Annotated in this window: 12 protein-coding genes; 9 read left to right on the plus strand and 3 right to left on the minus strand. The window is 43.1% G+C overall.

Annotated features, from left to right (window positions below):
• Window positions 1–298: 298 nt before the first annotated feature.
• From MLE17_RS00545 to rluF, 3 genes are all read left to right on the plus strand, one after another.
• The gene (locus MLE17_RS00545) at window positions 299–2,815 is read left to right on the plus strand and encodes an ATP-dependent Clp protease ATP-binding subunit (protein WP_243345445.1); all 2,517 of its coding nucleotides are present in this window, start codon (window positions 299–301) and stop codon (window positions 2,813–2,815) included.
• A gap of 79 nt (window positions 2,816–2,894) precedes the next feature.
• Window positions 2,895–4,178, plus strand: a complete 1,284-nt coding sequence (gene rmuC / locus MLE17_RS00550) for a DNA recombination protein RmuC (RefSeq protein WP_243345446.1) — start codon at window positions 2,895–2,897, stop codon at window positions 4,176–4,178.
• A 199-nt stretch (window positions 4,179–4,377) separates the two neighbouring features.
• Window positions 4,378–5,376, plus strand: a complete 999-nt coding sequence (gene rluF / locus MLE17_RS00555; protein WP_243345447.1) for a 23S rRNA pseudouridine(2604) synthase RluF — start codon at window positions 4,378–4,380, stop codon at window positions 5,374–5,376.
• A gap of 74 nt (window positions 5,377–5,450) precedes the next feature.
• On the opposite strand, the gene MLE17_RS00560 is transcribed toward rluF, so the two are convergent.
• From MLE17_RS00560 to MLE17_RS00570, 3 genes are read right to left on the minus strand one after another with little or no spacing between them, the layout of a single operon-like run.
• On the minus strand, window positions 5,451–5,942 hold the full coding sequence (locus tag MLE17_RS00560) for a hypothetical protein (protein WP_243345448.1): 492 nt from the start codon (window positions 5,940–5,942) through the stop codon (window positions 5,451–5,453).
• 7 nt (window positions 5,943–5,949) lie between these two features.
• Window positions 5,950–6,444, minus strand: a complete 495-nt coding sequence (locus tag MLE17_RS00565; protein WP_243345449.1) for a hypothetical protein — start codon at window positions 6,442–6,444, stop codon at window positions 5,950–5,952.
• Entirely contained in the window at window positions 6,441–6,992 is a 552-nt protein-coding gene (locus MLE17_RS00570; RefSeq protein ID WP_243345450.1) for an RNA polymerase sigma factor, read from the minus strand. Before MLE17_RS00570 ends, MLE17_RS00565 begins: the two co-directional genes overlap by 4 nt.
• 239 nt (window positions 6,993–7,231) lie before the next feature.
• On the opposite strand from MLE17_RS00570, the gene MLE17_RS00575 reads away from it, so the two are divergent.
• The 6 genes from MLE17_RS00575 (at window position 7,232) to MLE17_RS00600 (ending at window position 13,490) form a co-directional block, all read left to right on the plus strand.
• Window positions 7,232–8,077, plus strand: a complete 846-nt coding sequence (locus MLE17_RS00575; protein WP_243345451.1) for a hypothetical protein — start codon at window positions 7,232–7,234, stop codon at window positions 8,075–8,077.
• A 740-nt stretch (window positions 8,078–8,817) separates the two neighbouring features.
• Complete coding sequence (locus tag MLE17_RS00580) at window positions 8,818–9,543, plus strand: hypothetical protein (protein ID WP_243345452.1); 726 nt, start codon at window positions 8,818–8,820, stop codon at window positions 9,541–9,543.
• Window positions 9,544–9,767: 224 nt separating this feature from the next.
• Window positions 9,768–11,051, plus strand: a complete 1,284-nt coding sequence (locus MLE17_RS00585; protein WP_243345453.1) for an AAA family ATPase — start codon at window positions 9,768–9,770, stop codon at window positions 11,049–11,051.
• A gap of 3 nt (window positions 11,052–11,054) precedes the next feature.
• Entirely contained in the window at window positions 11,055–11,600 is a 546-nt protein-coding gene (locus MLE17_RS00590; protein WP_243345454.1) for a DUF4276 family protein, read from the plus strand.
• Window positions 11,601–11,840: 240 nt separating this feature from the next.
• Complete coding sequence (locus MLE17_RS00595; RefSeq protein ID WP_243345455.1) at window positions 11,841–12,944, plus strand: lactonase family protein; 1,104 nt, start codon at window positions 11,841–11,843, stop codon at window positions 12,942–12,944.
• 18 nt (window positions 12,945–12,962) lie between these two features.
• Entirely contained in the window at window positions 12,963–13,490 is a 528-nt protein-coding gene (locus MLE17_RS00600; RefSeq protein WP_243345456.1) for a hypothetical protein, read from the plus strand.
• Window positions 13,491–13,578: the final 88 nt, after the last annotated feature.

The following is a 13,578-nucleotide window of genomic DNA, read 5'->3' on the forward strand; positions in this document are numbered from 1 at the left end:
TTATTTGAGATACCATTTTCGTTAAAAAAGCGTGCTAAGGTAAGCTTTTCCCCTAAAATATGAAAGAAAGACAGCCAAAACTTTTCTCGATAAAAGCATCAAATCCCTATTCGGTAAACGGCTCGAAAAAATATGCAGAAAATATCGCCACAAGTGACCGAAATTAAATATAAGTGCTATATTTGCGGATAACAGGGCGTAAATCACTCTCTGTTTATTGTTATAATATTAACGAATGAATAGATGAATCAGCACGAAATTGGGCTGCACAAGTTTAGTCATTACAAAATGAGTTGGTATGAAAAATAACTATACACAAAAGGTAAAGGATGCTATCGGGTATAGTCGTGAAGAGGCAGAACGCCTTCAAAGCGCAAGCATCGGCCCGGAACATCTGATGCTGGGCATTTTCCGTGAAGGTACCGGAAAAGCCATAGACATTATTAGTAATATGGGGGTAAATATTACCGAGATGAAGCAAAAAATCGAACGTTTGGTTCAACGGAGTAATACCTACCTGATGCATTGGGACAAAGTACAAGATGGAATTTCGGTCAGTCAAAGCGCCGAACGCGTATTGAAAATCAGCATGCTGGAAGCCCGTCTGATGCAAAGCGACTCCACTGATACAGAGCACGTCTTTCTGGCAATACTGAAAGACAATAACAACCTTGCTGCAGAAGCATTCAGCGAACACAATATCACTTACAACTCCGTCCATCAGTTTATAGACGGTAAAGGTTTTGAAGCTCCTCAAGACATGGGTGCCGATTTCAGTGACGATGACGATGAAAATGATGACAAATTCCTTCATGGAGATTCACATCAGGGAGGTACGGCACATGCCAAAACATCTCAGGACACCCCGGTACTGGACAATTTCGGTAGTGATTTGACTAAAGCTGCCGAAGAAAACCGTTTGGATCCTGTCGTTGGTCGTGAACGTGAAATCGAGCGTCTGGCTCAAATCCTGAGTCGTCGCAAAAAGAACAATCCGGTATTGATCGGTGAGCCCGGTGTAGGAAAATCAGCTATTGTTGAAGGGTTGGCATTACGCATCGTTCAACGCAAAGTATCACGTATCCTTTTCGATAAACGTCTGATTTCATTGGATATGGCATCAGTGGTAGCGGGTACAAAATACCGCGGCCAGTTTGAGGAACGTATCAAAGCGATCTTGAATGAATTATCTAAGAATCCGAATGTCATTCTCTTTATTGACGAGATTCATACCATTGTAGGCGCTGGTGGTGCCGGAGGCTCTCTGGATGCTGCAAATATGCTGAAACCAGCATTGGCACGTGGAGAAATCCAATGTATCGGAGCTACAACTCTTGATGAATATCGTAAGAATATTGAAAAAGACGGAGCATTGGAACGTCGTTTCCAAAAGGTAATGGTAGATCCAACCACCCCTGAGGAAACGCTGCAGATCCTGAATAACATCAAGGATAGATATGAAGACCACCACAACGTAGTCTTCACTCCGGAAGCGTTGACAGCTTGTGTAAAACTCACAGAGCGTTATATCAGCGATCGCAACTTCCCTGACAAAGCAATTGACGCTTTGGATGAAGCCGGATCGCGTGTCCATATCACCAATATCGTTGTTCCAAAGGACATTGAAGAGCTAGAAAAGAGCATTGAAACTACCCGTCAGGAAAAAATCAGTGCAGTAAAAGCGCAAAATTTCGAACTGGCAGCCAGCTTCCGTGATAAAGAAAAGACGTTGCTCAACCAGCTTGATCACGCCAAAGACAAATGGGAAAAGGAGACAAAGGAAAACCGACAAATCGTTGACGAAGAGAAGATCGCAGAGGTTGTCGCCATGATGTCCGGTGTTCCGGTTCAGCGTATAGCACAGGCCGAAAGCCACAAGCTGTTGCAAATGGGGACAGAGCTAAAAGGTCGTATCATTGGTCAGGATGATGCCGTCGAGAAAGTGGTAAAAGCTATCCAACGTAATCGTGTAGGCCTTAAAGACCCCAATAAACCCATCGGTACATTTATGTTCCTGGGGCCAACCGGCGTAGGTAAAACTCACCTGGCTAAGATTCTGGCCGAGTTCCTCTTCGACTCATCGGATGCGTTGATCCGCGTCGATATGAGTGAGTACATGGAGAAATTCACCGTCTCACGCCTTGTCGGAGCACCTCCGGGATATGTCGGATATGAAGAAGGCGGTCAGCTGACTGAAAAAGTCCGTAGGAAACCATATTCAGTTGTTCTTCTGGATGAAATCGAAAAAGCGCACCCGGATGTATTCAACCTGTTGTTGCAAGTGTTGGATGAAGGCCGTCTGACAGACAGTTTGGGTCGCAGGATTGACTTCAAGAATACAATCCTGATTATGACCTCCAACATTGGCACCCGTCAGTTGAAAGACTTTGGTCGCGGTGTTGGCTTCACTACACCAACAGACGCCGATGATAAAGATTACACTCGCGGAGTGATCCAGAAAGCGCTCAACCGTGCGTTTGCCCCTGAGTTTCTGAACCGTGTAGATGACATTATTATGTTTGACCAGTTGAACAAAGAGGCCATCTACAAGATTATCGACCTCGAACTCAAAGGCTTCTACAAACGGGTAGAAAATCTGGGGTATCAGCTTCAGATTTCAGACGATGCCAAAGACTTCATCGCATCAAAAGGGTACGATGTTCAGTTCGGAGCCCGCCCGTTGAAACGTGCTATCCAGAAATACCTGGAAGATGAGATGGCTGAAATGATTATCCGCGCTACAGTCTCAGATGGTCACACCATCCACGTTGACTTTGACAAGGAGAATCAGAAAATCCTCACCAGTATTCAGTAAACGAAGAAAATTGAAATACACGAAAGCTGCCTGTTGAACACAGGCAGCTTTTTTATGCCACTTTATTAAGATTCCGGAAATGATAGGTATTGAAATTGGAATATTAGTTGGAGTCATTGCGCTGATTGTCATTTCTATGACAAAGAAGAATAATCTGACAGAGCAAAACAGGGAAATTATAGAACAACTCGAGAAGCGATTGACAGACATGGAAAACCGTTTAAGAGAGGAGTTTAAAACAAACCGTCAGGAAATGGCGACCAACGTGTCCGAAAACAGGACTGAGCTGAATGCCTCTCTAAAAGATAACCGAGAGGAACTGAACCAGACATTAGCCCGTTTCCAGGTCAATCTTGACCGGAATATCCAGTCATTCAATGAGCTTCAGCGGGAGAAATTTGCCCAAATGGACAACAAACAATCCGAAATGATTCTCAAAACAGAGCAGAAGCTGGAACAAATGCGGGAAACCGTTGACGAGAAACTACAGAAAACGCTCAACGAACGACTTGGGCAATCTTTTGAAACTGTCAGCAAACAGCTTTTGGCTGTACAGGATGGACTTGGAGAGATGAAGACCTTAGCACAAGACGTTGGAGGACTTAAGAAAGTGCTGAGCAATGTCAAAGTCCGTGGTACACTGGGAGAAGTTCAGCTTTCGATGTTATTGGAACAAATCCTGGCACCAGACCAGTTTGAAGCAAATGTCCGTACGAAGAAAGGATCATCCGATCTGGTAGAATTTGCGGTGAAACTTCCGGGACGTGACGATAACCAATCTCATGTTTATCTTCCGATTGATGCCAAGTTTCCTAAAGAGGTTTATGAAAAACTGCTTGATGCCTACGAATCAGGCGATAGCGTTCAGGTGGAAAGCGCTGGCAAGGTTCTGGAAACAACCATCAAACGCATGGCGAAAGATATTTCGGATAAATACATCGACCCTCCCGGAACAACGGATTTCGCCATCCTTTTCCTTCCGTTTGAAAGTATTTATGCGGAGGTCATCCGGCGCTCAGCATTGCTGGAGCAGATACAGCGGGAAAGTAAGGTGATTGTAACCGGCCCAACTACCCTGGCAGCTATTTTGAATAGTCTTCAGATGGGTTTCCGAACATTGGCACTACAAAAACGAAGCAGCGAGGTTTGGTCTATTTTGGGAGCGGTAAAGACCGAATTCGAGAAGTTTGGAGGGCTGTTGGAAAAGGCACAGAAGAATATCAATACCGCCAGCGACCAGATTGGAGAACTTATCGGAACGCGTACCAACGTCATCAAACGAAGATTGAGAGAGGTGGAATCACTCCCCAGCAGCGAATCCCAAAACATTCTTGGAATTACATCGGAGGAAATTGAAGATTAAGAAATAATACAGAGGGTACTTGCGGAGGTACCCTTCTTCATTTCCTAAAATAAGCCACTACCCTATCCCCGTTTTTGAATATCTCAAATAATATCACGACCTTTGCGACAATTTGGGAATAGAAAGTAACGATTTCGGAAGAAACCGCTAATGTTGACGTCATTTCCCGAAGCCAACAAATCCACTTATTTCCAGGTTAATGACAAACATCAACACTACCCGGCTCAATAAATTTATCAGCGAAAGCGGAATCTGTTCCCGCAGAGAAGCCGACCGTTACATCGAACAGGGCCACGTTTTCATCAATGGCAAACGCGCCCAGATCGGCGATCAGGTAAGTCCGCGGGACAAGGTCATGGTCAATGGCATCCTTCTCAAAGCTCAGGAACAGCAGGACATAGTTGTTCTTGCATTTAATAAACCTGTGGGAATTACCAGTACCACTGAGGTGGGTGTTCGTGACAACATTGTCGAATTCGTCAACTTCCCGCAACGCATTTTCCCCATCGGGCGCCTCGATAAAGATTCTCAGGGATTGATTTTCCTCACCAACAACGGGGATATCGTCAACAAAATCCTCCGTGCGGGCAATAACCATGAAAAAGAGTATCTGGTTACAGTGGATAAACCCGTTGACGATGAATTTATCTATAATATGTCAAGCGGAGTGCCTATCCTCGGCACCATGACCAAGAAATGTAAGGTCGTGAAAGAAGCTCCATTCGTATTCCGCATCACACTGATTCAGGGCCTGAACCGCCAAATCCGCCGGATGTGCGAGCATTTTGGTTATGAGGTGACGAAACTGGAGCGTGTCCGTATCATGCACATCAGTAGCAAAGGGATTCCCGTGGGTGACTGGCGCGAACTGAACGAAGAGGAAATGAAGAAACTTTTTCATCTGATTAAAGATTCTTCATCTACCCAAGAGGCCTCCGTACCCAAAAGTGCAGCGAATAAACGGGAGCCAAAACGCGACTTCAGAGCAGATGCTAAACGTGGAGGAATGCAGGACGACAAATTCGCGCCACGAGGAAGCTCTGCCCGTTCCGGCAAATCAGCACACAAACCGGAAGAGCGCTTCGGCGGAAAGCCTTCACGCGGCGGTAGCCCCAAAGGCGGCAAAAGCCAGGGAGGCAGCGCCAGAAGCAACCGTCCTAATGCGGGTAAGCCCGGTGGCAAATCAGGCAGAAGATAATCATCTCAAATATTATAAAGCAAACCCTTCTAACAGTAATTGTACGAAGGGTTTGCTTTTTGATTTCAGGCCGTTTACGGCAGGATATTTTGCTCCTGATTAAGTTCGCGGCGCTCAATTGCTCTGCGTTTCAACTCCTGAGTAACCTTTCGCTGGATTTCCATATCCGTCTTAAACATCTTCAGAATCTCCTGTGGTGAAAGAACTTTCCGGAATTCATCGTAATATTTCTCCCGCAAATCAATCAGTTTACGAGCCTTCTCGTTTTGTTCCCGGAACAGGCGCTCGGCCTCTTCGTTGGTCATCTCATCGCTCCGCATGGCCTTTGCACCGCGAAGAATATCCTTGGCTGATTGCTGTTTTTCCTGCTCAAACCGGATATATACAGGGCGAAACTGTTCGAAACGTTCCTGCGACAGGTTCAGTTCGCGGCGCATTTCCCGTAGTTTGATTTGCATAAAGCGTTGGCGCAGGTTTTCACCCAGACGTCCGGGCTGTTGGCTCCAGCTCATCTGAGCCGAGAGCAGCATGAGTAGCGTGATACTCAAAATCTTTATCGTCTTCATATCTTGATTATTCTTCGTTTATAAAATCATTTTCCGAGTAGCCATTGAGTTGCTCCAACTCCTCTCTGGAAAGGCTTTTAAGCGCATCATCCAGCGTTTCTGCCTTTTCAGCTTTTGGTGATTGCTTCCGGTTTGCCTTTTCGGACCGGGAGGTTTTATCCTGTTTAGGAGAAAAGACCACCTGCTTTTGCTGCGCCTTTGTAGTTTTCTGCTCTTTTGTCGCAGCGGGATTGACGATGGATGAATCTTTTTCCTTTTGGTTGTAAGCCAACGGAGAATCCAGCCCCCTGTTTTGATAAAAAGCAAACCAAACCCCGCTTCCCAAAACCAGTACAGCCGCAACCGCCGATATCCACCGCTTCAGGTGAACGACCTTCGCCTTTGGGGCTTTGCGGCGCTCATATTCGGCCATGATTTTCTCCGAAGTCTCTTCGAAGAAATCGTCCGGCACCTCGTAAGGCATGCGTTTGCCGATATTTTTAAAGTCAAAATCTTCTTTCATAGCTGATGTTGTATCATAAAATCCTTAATCTTCTCCTGTGCGTAATGGTAATTGGTCTTCAGCGTGCCAACCGATGATTCTAGTATCTGGCTGATTTCCTCGTAACTCAGTTCGTCGTAATAGCGAAGGTTGAAGACCAGCCGTTGCTTCTCGGGCAGTCGTAGGATAGCCTCCTGAAAAAGGAGCAATATCCGGTCGCTTTCGTCTGAGGAAGAGTCGTAAAGCGTATTTACCAGCACCTCTCCTACTTCATCGAGCGAAAGAAGCATTCCTTTGCGACTTCGAAACAAACGGCCACACTCGTTGGTCGCTATTTTATAGATCCAGGTGTAGAGTTTGCTGTCGCCTTTGTAGCTTTCGAAGAAGCGAAAGATATTAATAAAGGTTTCCTGCAATACATCCTCCGCATCTTCGTGCGAGACCACGAGGCGCCGCACGTGCCAGTACACCGGCTCCCGGTATTTTCGCATCAACAAAGCAAATCCCTGATTGGCCGTGCCCTTTCCCCGGATTAATGTCAGAATTTCGTCATCTGATATAGTAGTCATTGGCTCAATGTTCTTAATGATTCGAATGAATAACAACGGTTGCATTGTTATTGATTTCAGGACTCACTTTATCGGTTAGATGCAAGTTAGGCGAAAAGGTTAAATGCGAAGGCAAAAATCGGGAAAATATTTTCCGGCAAAAAAAATCTCTGTCCGCATTTAACTTCGGCTATATTTGTGCATCAAACCCTCAGAGACATTTCTCAAGATCAATTACAAACCCTCAAATCAAAAGTCAAATGAAAAAGCTTAGTTATCTTATTGTAGCGGGTGTGCTTGCCGTTTTTGCAACCTCCTGTAATAAATCGGAAGATCCTGCAGCGACAGCAGCCGCAGCAGAAACCAACCAAACCATAGTCGCCGATGCGAATACCACCGACCACGTGGCAACGGAAGTGGACGCCATCAGCGACGAATCCCTTTCGGTCTATTCTGCCGGCACATTAAAATCGGCCATTGCAACAGACTCGCTGAGTTACCTGATTACCGGAAAATTCTCAATTACCAAAGATTCAACTACGACCACCAAACGCCTGGTCATCAATTTCGGTACTACCGGTGTGACCTGCAAAGACGGTAAAGTTCGCTCAGGTAAAATCATCATTACCACCAAAAACTTTGCCGACATCAAACTGGCGAGAAGAGTTATTTTTGAAAATTACAAGGTGGACAGCCTGCTTATCGGGGGTAGTATCACCAAAACGTTTAAGATGGACTCTTCTTCAGTTGTCCGCACCTGTACCATCAAGGATAGCATCACCGTTACCTTCCCGACACGAGGTACCGCAACTCACATTTCTGACCTGTACCGCGTTTATCATTACGGCCTGATTGATACTACCCGTGTAAAATGGACCGCAACGTGGGGAAGCAAAAAGTTCACCAGCGTGAAAGGCAATGTCGTGACCAAAACCGTTGACAAAGCGACTCCGCTGATCTACCGGATGGCTTGCGGACACATCGTCAAAGGCATCGAGGTGATCACCCGTAACAATAAAACCATCACGGTCGATTACGGCAACGGCACCTGCGACAACGTAGCGACCGCAACGGACGGCACCAAAACCTGGACTATAAAGTTGTAAGATATTGTTTTGATTGCGTTGTTTGTTAATGCAGTGGTTTCTCTGGAAGCCGCTGCATTTTTTATTTACTCACCCAGCTAATGGCCGGACATTCATTTTCCTGAAAAGAGGCTTTACATCGGCCTTCCCGTCCGGAATAGTGCACTTTCCCAACCCTTATTCACATATCCCGGCCGACAGTTTGTAAAAATATTTTTTCGTTATTATTTGGCGGATAGAACTGTTTTTATAATTTTACAACCGGACTGAGTCATAATTCTCAATATCCAATCACTTTTTTCCTAAATATCAGCTAATAATACGGCTGAAAACAGGGTAAAAGCACAAACTACGGTATAAGATCACCGGATAACGCTTCCTGATCGCCCAATACCGACACTAACCCTGCCTGCAACAATACCTGGGAGACGCGTAACGATAGTGGGCAGTCCTGTAACGATGCAGATCGCGATATAACGAGGCCGGATTGACCTATAACGGTACTGACTTCGAATATAACGATGCGGGGTAAGTCTGTAACAACGCAGAATAAGATATAACGGTGCAGAATGCGCTGTAACGGCCCTATCCGCTAAAATAACCTTCGCAGAATGGGCTGTAACGACGCAGAATACGATATAACTGTGCGGGACAAGGCTGTAACGTCGCAGAATGGAATATAACGATGCCGGTTTAAACCGTAACATCACCTGGTAAGACAACTGTTTTCCTTAGTTATAACATAAAAAAACAAAGTAATCATGGAGTCAAAAAATTTCAAATGCAAACACGAAGAGGTACCGGTCATTGCCGGATTTGCAGCTACCAGCCTGCGCCGAGACATGTCTGCCTTCTCGGATTATTCGTCTCTGTTTAGCGAAAGTTATGCCGCCGAATTGGATTCGAGAAGTAAAACCTGCTACGAGATGATCAAATCAGGCGCCATCACCAGCCAGATCAAACAGGTTACCCAGCAAATGAGCGATAAGGTACAGAGCCTTCGCCTTAGTCTGAACAAGACAGAGGGTTACCTCGACCTGGCCAAAGGAAGCCTGGACATTGCGGTGGAAGACTTCGGCCTCAAAGCCATCCGCACATGCATTAACGTGGGTGACACGGAGGGGGTAATCATGAAGGGACATAATCTGGTCACCATCCTCACACGCAATCAGGCAGCGCTTCTGGCCAAAGGCATGAAGGCCGATTTCGTCACCACACTCACCACTCTCATCGACGAGATTGCCACGCTAAATAAAGACCAGAACAGCAAGCTGAGCGAACGCAGCCAAACCACCAACGATAACATTAAAGAGTTTAACGACCTTTGGGAAATGGTTGCCACTGTCCTCAAAACCGGCAAACTGCTCTATCGCGGCGTGGACGATGTGAAGTTGAAAGACTACACCCTCGATCAATTGCTGAAGCGGATTAATGCGGAAGGTAGCAGTAGTGCAGCCGGAGGTGCTACCACGGGAGGGAATAACTAAAAACATTCAACAAAAAGGAGCCAAGGGCTCCTTTTTGTCTATCAATGGGATACATACACACGATAAAAATTTCTACAATTCTTTGTTCCTAAGAATAAAGAGAATGCTCCGAAAGAAATATTCTCATTTTTTATTTTCGACCATTGAAACACATACACATTATATCTGTGCCAGATTAATATTTATCTTTGTAAAAACGAAACCACTCAAAATCTTTTGGTATCATGTTAATTAACAAAATACATCTCTCCAACTTTAAGAATTTCGAAGATGTGGAAGTTGATTTGTCAGATATGAATGTAATTGTCGGAGCCAATGCTTCGGGTAAAACAAACTTTATTGAAGCACTTCAGTTTATCAAAGACATCAAAGATTTCGGCATTGAGAATGCGTTTTCTTTACATGGCGGTATTGAATATCTTCAAAACATACAGTTAAAAGAAAAACGGTCAACAGTTATAGAAATTCATTTTCAAACAGATGAAGGTATCTCTATTGAGTCATCTTATAAAAATACTCTATACCTAAATATTAACAATATAATCTATTCACTTGAAATTATATTGAGCGATTCAGGATCGTATGAAATACAACAAGAGAGCTTTAGGTATAAAACCGAACTCCTTGATTTAATTTCGGAAACTCCTGTTTTGGACGAATATGAATTTGAATTTGAACTATTGTCAAAACAAGGAAAAATAACTTTTGAAAGCTCCTTAGATAAAGACATTACGATTACATCGAAAGAGAAAACGATAATTATAAAAAAAGAAAAGATAAGCCCAATCAGAGTTCCAATAGAGTTTCTAACTGATAATCCAAACCCATATGAGAAAAATAAGAAAAGAACTTTACTTGAAGAGTATTCTTTCTTAATTGAAAGTGATTTATTCAATTTCTCAATTTATGACTTTGACCTAAAAAAAGCAAAAAACAGTGCTCCTATAATTGGAAAGACAGATTTGGCTAACAATGGTGAGAATTTGACTTTCATAATTAAAAACATATTATCAAATCAAGAGAAATATAGACAGCTAGCAAATCTATTAAGAGATATATTGCCTTTTATTAAAGGATTAAATGTCGAACGATTTTATGATAAGTCCTTGCTATTAAAAGTTCAAGAGACATATAATTCGAATTCAGAGATTCCAAGTTCATTGTTATCAGATGGTACAATTTCAATTACAGCTATTGTTATAGCTTTATTTTTTGAGAATAAGAATCTAGCCATTTTTGAAGAACCAGAGCACGGGATTCATCCGGCTCTTATCGCTAAACTGATACAATTATTTTATCAGGCATCGAAAAAGAAACAGGTAATTATCACCACTCATAATCCAGAGATATTAAAACATACTCGCCTTGAAGATTTAATCTTGATTTTAAGAAAAGAAGATGGATTTGCAAACATAAGTAAACCAGCTGAGAAAGAAATGGTAAAAGCCTTTCTGGAAAATGAATTGGGAATAGATCAGTTATTTATCCAAAACCTTTTAGATGCTTAAGTCATGGAGTATCGTCAATTATACATTTTTGTAGAAGGACCAGATGATGAACGCTACATAAATCAGGTAATTAAACCCATATTAAAGGATCAATATAATGATATTAAAGTTATCAAGTATGCTAAATTACCAAAGGTTGTAGTTCAAAACTATATCAAAACATTCAACAAACAACAATCATCGGATTACCTTTTTCTATGCGACATGGACGCAAGAGGTAATTCTACCTGTATCACTAAACGAAAGGAAAAAGAACAAGGAATATTTGGCAACGTGATTGATAATGATAAAATGGTTATTGTAAAAGAAGAGATAGAGAGTTGGTATCTTGCTGGTATCACATCTGATCATCTGCAAAAGTTCAAAATAAAACCATTTACTGATACTCAGAGTATAACAAAAGAAGAGTTCGTCAGATTGATACCCAAAAACTTTAACTCGACTAATGATTTTATGGTTGAAGTTTTGAAAGAGTACTCGATAAAACAAGCGCAAAGCCTAAATTCTTCGCTAAATTATTTTATTACAAAGCATTGTATTCAAGAATAAACACTACAATCGTATTACGACAACTTCCACGTTGCTATGGAGAATAATCTTATAAAAACGTCAGGACGTGATCAGTGATCCGTACTGACGTTTTTATAGGCATTTACAAAGCGAAAACATAGCGATTCCCCGACTTACTGTTAAAGCCTCTTCTACATATTCCAGACATTCTTTTCTCCGATAGTCCCGTGAAATAAGGTATCTTTGGGCACTAAAATCTACAAACTACAAAACACGACTATGAGAAAAATTGGCTTAACCCTTCTTTTATGCGTTTCGCTGCTGGCTGTGCAGGCCCAGAACAAACACTATCGACTGTTGGTCGGCACCTATACCAATCCCGGCAAAAGCGAAGGAATCTATCTGTATGATCTGGCTCCGGAGAGCAAAACCTGTACACAAAAGTTTGTTGCAAAGGGAGTCGAAAATCCGAGTTTCGTGGCCTTGACCAAAGACCACAAATACCTTTACTCGGTGAATCAAAACCAGACAAACGCCACCATCAGCGCATTCTCATTCGACGAAAAGAACGGCACCATCACCTTTATCAATAAGGTCGATGCTCGCGGAGAAGGCCCCTGCTATATCACTGTTACCGACCATCACGTAATCACAGCCAACTACAACAGCGGCAGCCTCTGCGTCTTCGGCCGTAAAGCCAACGGTTCGCTGACTGATGCACAGCAAGTGATCCAACATACCGGCAGCAGCGTAAACAAAGACCGCCAGTCTACTCCACATGTACACCAGACAATCTTTTCTCCCGACGGAAAATACCTCGCCGTTAATGACCTCGGAACGGATAAAATAACTATCTATAAATACAACATAAACGGGACATCCCGCACACTGATTCTCAATGATTCCCTCAAGGTAAAAGCAGGCAGCGGGCCTCGCCACGTCACTTTCAGCAAGGATGGAAAACGCGTCTATCTGATCCAGGAACTGGATGGCACGCTATCTGTCATGCAGATGAATGAGGGAAAACTGAAGCTGCTTCAGGAAACTTCTGTAGTCAAAAAAAGCAATATCGAGACCGGAGCTGCCGACATTCACCTTTCCCCTGACGGAAAGTTCCTCTACGCCACCAATCGCGGCACGGCCAATGACATCAGCTGCTTCTCCGTCGGCAAAAACGGAACCTTAACTTACAAAAACCAGGTATCTACCGGTGGAGACGGCCCCCGCAACTTCACCATCTCTCCCGATGGGAAATATGTGCTGGTTGGTAACCAGAAGACGGATAACATTGTCATCTTCAAACGAAACGCCATCACCGGACAGCTCTTCCCTACCGGCCAGCAGATAAAGGTTGGAGCACCGGTGTGTCTGGTATTTTATTGATAGCGAGAACAGTAATCGATGAAAATAAAATACAACGAAACATTTAAGCAACTTCTGTCCGAATACAATTTATCAGAAGACTTCTCATTTTCAGTAGACTTTCCAGCGGAAATTCAGGAAATGCTTCGTGACAAAATAATTATTTCAACACTTGGAATACAACTAAAAAAGTTTGGTAGGTTACATAAGCCCAAAGAAACGTGGGAAACTAAATCAATTATAGAGGATTCTGAGAATCATTTTCATGTTGACTGGTATATTGAGCCTGAAGACAATAAAAATGCATTTTCATTAGGAATAAAGACTCTTTTATCACTGGCTGAGAAGTTTGAAAATGAAAAAATCTCTGGTATTAGATTTTGGTACTCGTTTCAACCACCTGAACTTGCAGAAAAATGGGCCAAGCATAATAATGTATTCGATGAAGACGAACAACATTATATTAGTGACAGGTTGAGTTTCTTTACACTAAGAAAAGATGAGGAAATAATTGAGATTAAAGAGAATGAGAACCTGTCCCATGCTATTCTGACAATTGATATTTAAAATGCTCCAACAATTTTCTGAATGATTTTTTCGGTAAAAAGAAAGGACAATTAGTCTTAACCAAAAATAGAGTGGGGCGATGCTTCCA

Origin of the sequence: Parabacteroides sp. FAFU027 (assembly GCF_022808675.1) — a bacterium.
In the GTDB taxonomy this organism is placed as follows: domain Bacteria; phylum Bacteroidota; class Bacteroidia; order Bacteroidales; family UBA7332; genus CAXXIC01.

What these genes read in the sequence shown, in the direction of transcription:
- MLE17_RS00545 (WP_243345445.1), top strand. Translation starts at nt 299, where the DNA reads ATGAAAAATAACTATACACAAAAGGTAAAGGATGCTATCGGGTATAGT.
- rmuC (WP_243345446.1), top strand. Translation starts at nt 2,895, where the DNA reads ATGATAGGTATTGAAATTGGAATATTAGTTGGAGTCATTGCGCTGATT.
- rluF (WP_243345447.1), top strand. Translation starts at nt 4,378, where the DNA reads ATGACAAACATCAACACTACCCGGCTCAATAAATTTATCAGCGAAAGC.
- MLE17_RS00560 (WP_243345448.1), bottom strand. Translation starts at nt 5,942, where the DNA reads ATGAAGACGATAAAGATTTTGAGTATCACGCTACTCATGCTGCTCTCG.
- MLE17_RS00565 (WP_243345449.1), bottom strand. Translation starts at nt 6,444, where the DNA reads ATGAAAGAAGATTTTGACTTTAAAAATATCGGCAAACGCATGCCTTAC.
- MLE17_RS00570 (WP_243345450.1), bottom strand. Translation starts at nt 6,992, where the DNA reads ATGACTACTATATCAGATGACGAAATTCTGACATTAATCCGGGGAAAG.
- MLE17_RS00575 (WP_243345451.1), top strand. Translation starts at nt 7,232, where the DNA reads ATGAAAAAGCTTAGTTATCTTATTGTAGCGGGTGTGCTTGCCGTTTTT.
- MLE17_RS00580 (WP_243345452.1), top strand. Translation starts at nt 8,818, where the DNA reads ATGGAGTCAAAAAATTTCAAATGCAAACACGAAGAGGTACCGGTCATT.
- MLE17_RS00585 (WP_243345453.1), top strand. Translation starts at nt 9,768, where the DNA reads ATGTTAATTAACAAAATACATCTCTCCAACTTTAAGAATTTCGAAGAT.
- MLE17_RS00590 (WP_243345454.1), top strand. Translation starts at nt 11,055, where the DNA reads ATGGAGTATCGTCAATTATACATTTTTGTAGAAGGACCAGATGATGAA.
- MLE17_RS00595 (WP_243345455.1), top strand. Translation starts at nt 11,841, where the DNA reads ATGAGAAAAATTGGCTTAACCCTTCTTTTATGCGTTTCGCTGCTGGCT.
- MLE17_RS00600 (WP_243345456.1), top strand. Translation starts at nt 12,963, where the DNA reads ATGAAAATAAAATACAACGAAACATTTAAGCAACTTCTGTCCGAATAC.